The sequence below is a fragment of the Kitasatospora sp. NPDC088742 genome, from assembly GCF_055584905.1.
Genome location: NZ_JBVJLD010000104.1, coordinates 1 through 5,604 on the forward strand (window position 1 = coordinate 1; position 5,604 = coordinate 5,604).

Below are 5,604 nucleotides of genomic sequence, written 5' to 3' on the forward strand. Positions count from 1 at the left end.
TCCGAACCCGGAAGCTAAGCCTCATAGCGCCGATGGTACTGCAGGGGGGACCCTGTGGGAGAGTAGGACGCCGCCGAACAATCATTCAAGAGAAGGCCTCCCGGCTTATGCCGGGGGGCCTTTTCGCATTTACGGGCCGAACGCGGAGGTGGATCGCCGCGTGATCCAGCAGACGGTCGGGGCCGGCTGTGACTGGTTAGCATCCGGTATGGCCACGCATTGGAAGAACAGTCCTGGGACGTTCGAGCAGATCCTTCGAGATCACGGACTCGACCTGGACGCGGTCGACGATGTCGCGCGGGCATGGTCTGCGTTCCAGGAGTTCGTCCAGGTGCAGCTGGACGGGATCGAGGACGACGGCGACGGGTTCATCGTGCAGTGGGGGCGGTGGAGTTGGAACGACGATCGCCCCGCACTGGTCTTCACCAGGCAGTTCGCGGTGAGCGACGAGGGTGACCGTGACGACGAGTTCTGGCAGCCGGAGCGCTGGAGCGTAGAACTCGAGCTCTTCTTCGCCGAGGCTCCGGCCTGGGCCGACCTGGCCAGCATGGCCTGGACCAACAGCATGGGCTTTGACTTCGATCCCATCGGCCATGAGCGAGCCGTGGCCCTGTCCCGGATCGCCAGGTTCATCGAAACGCTTCCGCAGGTCAGCGCGATGTGGCGGGCGCGTCCGGTGGGTAGCACCCTCGGGCTGGAACGCGCGGACTGAGTACATCCGTATCTGCTCAGCGCGGTACAACCGAGGGTGCTCAACGTGCTCGGCTGAGCACCCTCGCCAGGGTCTCCTACGGCACCCGCCACAGGGCGACGGCGAACACTGCGGTCACCCATGTCCACAGGGCTGACAGCGCGAGGTGGCCCAGGGTGCGGAGCGGGTCACCGCGCCAGAGACGGGGCGAGAAGACGGCGAACTGGAAGAGCCAGCGGGTGCCCCAGAAGACGGTCTGGCCGACCAAGAGGGCGGTCCCGAGCGGCGAGCCCGCGAGGAGCTCGCCGGGCAGGGCGAGCGGCAGCAGACCGAGCAGTGCACACGTGAGGCCGATGAAGAAGACGTGGACGTAGGAGACCTGACGGGTCAGCAGCGTGGTCCCGGCCAGGTCGGCGGGCCAGCCGATCACCAGGGGCAGCACCGCATGAAACAGGCCGAGGCCCACCAGCACGGCCCCGACCAGCCGCAACTGGACTTCCAGGTCGAAGAGCTGGTTCACGAGCCGGGCCTCCGGAAAGCGAAGGCGGTGACCAGTACGGCGATCCGCCGTTCGGCCGCCGGGTGCAGACCCGCCTCGGCGGCGTGGTCGAGCCAGGTCGACCGCGGCAGGAAGTGCCACGCGCCCGGGCCGTAGACGGCGGTGTTCGCGGCGTCGCGCAGGTGCTCGACCAATACGAGCGAGCCGCCCGGCCGCAGCACCCGGGCCGTTTCGGCGAACAGTGCGGCGCGGTCGGCCGCCCGGCGCAGCTCGTGGGCGGCGAACACGAGGAGCACCGTGTCCAGCGAGGCGGTCGGGGCGGGCAGCCTCGCCGGCCGGGCGGCCACGGTGCCGGCCGCCGGGGGCACCAGGCGGCGGGCGCGGTGGATCGAACCCTCCGTCATCAGGGTCGGGTCGTAGAGGTCGGCGATCAGCTGCACTGCGCCGGGGTGGCGTGCGGCGACGGGCCGGCTCGTCTCGTCGAGGCCTGCCGAGACCACGAGGTGGCGGCCGGGTCCGTCCGGCAGCAGGTCGTCGAGCCATCCGTAGCCGTGCAGCCCGGAACGGTCGTAGGCATACCAGGTGGCGGCAGTGCTGCCGGCGAGTAGCCAACCTGCTGCGAACGCACCGGCCCGGGCGAGCCGGGCGGCCGGGCGGGGCAGCCGCCGGGCCAGTGCCCAGCCACCGGCTGCGGAGAGTGCGCCGCCGGCGTACAGCGGCCAGTTGTAGCGGATCACCTCGCGCACCCCGGACGGGCGGTGTGGCGGGAACGGAGGCGCCGTGGGCGGGGCCTTCGGGACGGCGCGGGTTGGTCGCGGACCCGTCGACCGGGCCGGGATCACCGGGCGCTCCCGTCCAGGGCACGGCGGCTACCCGGCTCCCAGCCGTAGTCGAGATCGGCGACGTGGAAGGCGTTGGCGAGCACGGGCCGGGTGCCGGCCAGCGGGCCGTGGTCGAAGAACGTCAGCCGGGGTACCTCGACCGTGACCGGCACCGGCTCCCAGTGGGGGCGAACGGCCTTGACGACGATCATCGAGCGGGTCTGCGGCTCGTACTCGAAGGTGTAGGGCAGCGGTCCGGCGAACCGGCGCGCTGCCCGCGCATCGGCGAACGGGCTGCCGGGTGGTAGCGGGGCCGGCGGGCCGGCCAGGTTCGCGCGGACGTGCAGGTCGGCCCGGCCGTCGGCGCTGAGCACCTTGAACTCCAGGGTGTCGCCGACGGTCCGGCTGCCGATCCGGGCGAGCCGGTAGTGGTAGCGGGACAGCAGGTTGCCGCCCGTGACCATCAACCGGTGGCCAGTGTCGCTGCGCAGGATCCGCAGGCCGCGCATCGTCCGGCCGCCCGGGGTGGGGAACCGGGTGAACACCCGGTAGCCGGTCAGGACGACGTCGGCGCCGATCCGGGCCGGCAGCCCGGCCGGGCGCAGGCCGCGCGCGTCCACCACGGCGGCCGCTACGAAGCCGTGTTCGGTGCCGTCGGGGGCGGTGTAGGTGTCCAGGGCGAGCCCGGGTGGGACCAGCGGCGCGAGCCGCTCGGGCGGCAAGGCGTAGGTAAGGACGAGCGAGTGCGCGAAGTGGGTGCGGATCGGTATCGGGTGGCGCTGCAGCAGGTGGCGCACGGTCAGCTCCTCGGAAGCGCGAGAGTACTGCCGCCGCCCGGTGCCGGCCGCCCGGTTCGGGGCGGCGCGGCAAGGCACGGCAGGGCATGACGGGGCAGCCCGGCACCCGTGGTCAGGGCTGGTCGCTCCCGCTCGCGACCATCATGCCGCACGCTCTTGAACGCGTTCAAGTATTGAGCCCGGGTCCGGTCAGGGCCGCCGTGCGGGCACGCGGAAGCCGGCGGAGGTCCGACCAGCCATTCCCGCCCAGCTACCCGGCGGTGTCGTCGACGCTGCGGTCGTTCACCTGCGGTGCGGTGACCTCGAGCGGCCCGGTGGCGGTGACCACGGCCCGGGGAAGGTGGCGGCCGCTGCGGACCACCAAGCGGTGCCCCGCTCGTCGGTCTCCGCTGCCAACTCGGCTGTGTACTGGTCGACTTCGGCCTTCAGGCGTTCTGTCCGCAGTTCCGTGAACGGCTGGGCCATGAGCAGGAGCGACGTGAGGTGTTCTCGTGGCACGCTGTCCGGATGACGACGGTGGACCCGAATGACACCGCGGCCGGCTGGATCTGGAGCACGAACCTCCGGGCGTTCGTGGAACTCGTCGCTCACTACGTCGGCTACGACTTCGACAGCACCGATTGGCAGGCCATCGTCGCGGGGATGACGGCAACTGACGACGGGGGCCCGGACAGTTGGTTCAGCTACCCATTCGTCGGAGCACGCCACAACGTCGATGTGCACCTGGCCAATGCCATCGGAGGTGACGAGGTGTCCGTCCGAGTCGTGGGTACTTCGGAGCCCGAACTCGTCCTGAGGATCGCCACATTGGTGGATGCCTACGCTTCTGTGCCGAGCTGGTGCGGTTCACATTGCCTTCGACCTTGCCGGAGCTCCGTTCGAGGGTGAGGCCCGCGGTGACGGCGGTGAGGTCCTGGATCAGGGAGCCGGCGCGACTGTCACCTGGGCAAGGCGTTCGGCGGCCGCAGCGGGTAGGTCCGCGCCTCCGAACGCGGGTAGCAGGAGCAGCAGACGAGCATCCGGGTCCGTGGTGGATCCGCCGGCCAGGCCGTCGTCCGCGGCCGCGGTCAGCTCGGGCCAGGACAGGCCAGGTCCCATGAAAGCGGCCGACGGCGACCGGGACGGCGAAGATGGGCCAGTCCGCGCGGCTGGACAGTCGGCGGTGGAAGTCCGCGGCGGCATCGTGGTCCTCACCGAACAAGAGCTCCTCAGCCTCCTCGCTCTGCACGCAGGAGTAGAGGTGTCCCAGCCGGAACAAGGGCTCGTCGAGCAGCTCGGGAAGGTGGGACAGGGGACCACTGTCGTAGCCCGGGATCCGGTCGGGGTGCATGTCGTAAAGCTCGTCGAGTGGCTCAACCAGACCTCGCAATTCACGCGCCGCTCGCAGGGGCAGGGCATGGAGGGCGAGTTCGAGCACCGCGCGCTCGTCGGTCGCGTAGGAGGGGCTGCACCACAGGCAGCCACAACCGCTCGAGAGCGCGAGACCCGGACGGCGGGTTATCCGCGACCACTGCCGAAGGGCTTGTGCCACCGCGCCGGGCCAGAGCCGGTCGCGTTCCAGTCGGACGACCGCAGCCGCGAGCATGCCAGACCCTTTCCGCGGCCACCGGCTCTATGCCATCCAGCAGTAAAGGCGGTCGTTCCGCCCCCCGATGGCCCGCGTCCTGGCTGCCAGGTCAGCCAGGATCTCGGCAGCCGTCCCCTGTTCGAAGACCTCGCCGTCTGCCGCCCGCTCCTCGACCCACTGCCGGCTGACCTCGACCAGCCGAGGCTCATCGGCAGCGGCGAGCGCGTTCTGGAGGACCCGGGAAGCCGCAAGGATCATCGGGCCCTCACCGTTGCCGGCCTCGGCAACAACTTCCGGTTCGTCAGCGGCAACGAGGTCCTCGAAGCTCCGGCCGGTGAAGAGGCTCTCCCACTCGATCAGTGCCTCTTCGGCATCGACGTTGCCGTACGTCAGGGACTCGAAGGCCCCGTCGGGGCCGTGGTCCACGAGCGCTGCCGCAGTGTCGTGGTCCGGTGCGACGAAGAACTTGATGATGATGCTCACCGGGGCATGGTGCCTGTCCAACAGGCCCGGGTCTATCAGGCTCCGGCCCTGCTCCGGAGGCAGCACCGGGCGGACCTGGTCGTGGACGCCGGCCATCCCATGGCCGGGGCCTGGGCGGCTGCTCGGTACGTCGGGGCTGCGGTTGACGTTGCCCCCGTAGGGGTCTAGTGTTCTTCGAGCTGCCTGACAGGGAGAACCGGACGCGCGCTCTGCACGGACGGTCCCGGGGTAGCCGATCTCCTGAATCACCACTTCTTAAATTTGAGCTGGGTCGCGCCTTGTCGCGGGTCAGTGCGAATTGTCGTGCGCGAATTCGGAGGATCGGGCCGGATTCGCCTTTCGGGGTGGGGATCGGCTAGAGTTTGGAACGTCGGACGGGCCGTCAGGTCGCGGAAGACACAAGCGAGTTGGATGAGGGAAGCGCCGGAAACGGAGCGGAAAACATCTGGTAAGCTAAGAAAACGAAAGAACGAAGCGCCCGGAGGGCCCGCTGGAAGGCGGACCGAAGGAAGCCACCGTTCCTTGAGAACTCAACAGCGTGCCAAAAGTCAACGCCAGATATGTTGACATCCCCGGCCTCACCGATTCGGTGGGGTTGGAGATTCCTTTTGAAGTAAAACACTAGCGAGGACGCAGTGCGCGGGATCACCTTATTCCGGTGGTTGCCGTGCCGCTCAACGCGAGTGGTTACCGGATTACCGGTAGACATTCACGGAGAGTTTGATCCTGGCTCAGGACGAACGCTG

The 5,604-nt window shown here is 69.4% G+C and carries 6 protein-coding genes, 1 rRNA gene and 1 pseudogene; 3 read left to right on the forward strand and 5 right to left on the reverse strand.

What is annotated here, in order from left to right:
• Both rrf and ACZ6ZR_RS38455 read left to right on the forward strand, forming a co-directional pair.
• Positions 1-79, forward strand: a 5S ribosomal RNA gene (gene rrf, locus ACZ6ZR_RS38450); the annotation flags it as partial.
• 81 nt (positions 80-160) lie between these two features.
• Positions 161-712, forward strand: a complete 552-nt coding sequence (locus ACZ6ZR_RS38455; protein WP_465650654.1) for a hypothetical protein — start codon at positions 161-163, stop codon at positions 710-712.
• 76 nt (positions 713-788) lie between these two features.
• Here ACZ6ZR_RS38455 and ACZ6ZR_RS38460 read toward each other — a convergent pair whose 3' ends face one another.
• From ACZ6ZR_RS38460 to ACZ6ZR_RS38475, 4 genes and pseudogenes are all read right to left on the reverse strand, one after another.
• Positions 789-1,211: a hypothetical protein gene (locus ACZ6ZR_RS38460; RefSeq protein ID WP_465650655.1), complete on the reverse strand. Its 423-nt coding sequence runs from the start codon at positions 1,209-1,211 to the stop codon at positions 789-791.
• The gene (locus tag ACZ6ZR_RS38465; RefSeq protein WP_465650657.1) at positions 1,208-1,927 is read right to left on the reverse strand and encodes a class I SAM-dependent methyltransferase; all 720 of its coding nucleotides are present in this window, start codon (positions 1,925-1,927) and stop codon (positions 1,208-1,210) included. The genes ACZ6ZR_RS38460 and ACZ6ZR_RS38465 overlap by 4 nt, the downstream gene beginning before the upstream one ends.
• Before the next feature lie 101 nt (positions 1,928-2,028).
• Positions 2,029-2,808, reverse strand: coding sequence for a DUF2071 domain-containing protein (locus ACZ6ZR_RS38470; protein WP_465650659.1), 780 nt, complete (start codon positions 2,806-2,808; stop codon positions 2,029-2,031).
• Positions 2,809-3,061: 253 nt separating this feature from the next.
• Positions 3,062-3,237 (reverse strand): annotated as a pseudogene (locus ACZ6ZR_RS38475) (IS256 family transposase); the annotation flags it as partial.
• A 78-nt stretch (positions 3,238-3,315) separates the two neighbouring features.
• Between ACZ6ZR_RS38475 and ACZ6ZR_RS38480 the strand changes: the two are divergent.
• Complete coding sequence (locus tag ACZ6ZR_RS38480; protein WP_465650661.1) at positions 3,316-3,696, forward strand: hypothetical protein; 381 nt, start codon at positions 3,316-3,318, stop codon at positions 3,694-3,696.
• 724 nt (positions 3,697-4,420) lie between these two features.
• Here ACZ6ZR_RS38480 and ACZ6ZR_RS38485 read toward each other — a convergent pair.
• The gene (locus ACZ6ZR_RS38485) at positions 4,421-4,858 is read right to left on the reverse strand and encodes a hypothetical protein (protein WP_465650663.1); all 438 of its coding nucleotides are present in this window, start codon (positions 4,856-4,858) and stop codon (positions 4,421-4,423) included.
• Between the last annotated feature and the right edge of the window lie 746 nt (positions 4,859-5,604).